Origin of the sequence: Aeromonas rivuli (genome assembly GCF_000820045.1) — a bacterium.
Classification (GTDB): domain Bacteria; phylum Pseudomonadota; class Gammaproteobacteria; order Enterobacterales; family Aeromonadaceae; genus Aeromonas; species Aeromonas rivuli.
The window spans coordinates 1-689 of the sequence record NZ_CDBJ01000034.1 but is presented as its reverse complement, the minus strand read 5'-3'; the positions used below and the strand labels follow the sequence as shown (position 1 = coordinate 689).

The window sequence follows — 689 nt, the reverse complement described above, 5'->3', positions numbered from 1 at the left end:
TGTAGTGGTCTAATCATCCCGGACACCATTTTAGGTGGTACAGTCGCCACCATGACTTGAGGTGTTCAATGACCAGATTACGTCGCTCATTTACTGCTGAATTCAAACTCGAAGCCGCATCCCTGGTACTCGACCAGGGATACTCTGTCCCCGAAGCCAGCCGTTCACTGGATGTCGGTGAAACCATACTTCGCCGATGGGTTCAGCAGCTCCAATCCGAACGAACCGGCACCACCCCAATCGGCAAAGCGCTGACCCCGGAGCAGCAGAAAATCCAGGAGCTGGAAGCCCGCATCAACCAGCTCGAGCGCGAAAAGGACATTCTAAAAAAGGCTACTGCTCTCTTGATGGCGGACGAGTTCAAACGTACGCGCTGATAGACCGATTAAGGGAGCAAGCCCCCATCACTATGGTCTGCTGCGCTTTCGATGTGCCAACATCCTGTTTTTACGACTATCTGGCCCGCAAGCGGACGATTAACCGTGAGCGGATGCAGCAACGCAGCGAGTTGCGCCGTTTGTTCAAAGAGAGCCGGAACTCAGCGGGCAGCCGCGCCTTGATGTCGATGATGCGAGCGCTGGGGCATCAGATTGGCCGATTCAAAGTGCGCAGTCTGATGAAGGAGGTCGGTCTGGTATCCAAGCAACCGGGCGCTCATCGCTATCAGGTCGCCCGGTCTGAACGACCGG

The 689-nt window shown here is 55.7% G+C and carries 1 pseudogene; it reads left to right on the top strand.

The window, feature by feature from the left end:
* Window positions 1-68 precede the first annotated feature (68 nt).
* Window positions 69-689: pseudogene (locus BN1130_RS21600) on the top strand (transposase); the annotation flags it as partial.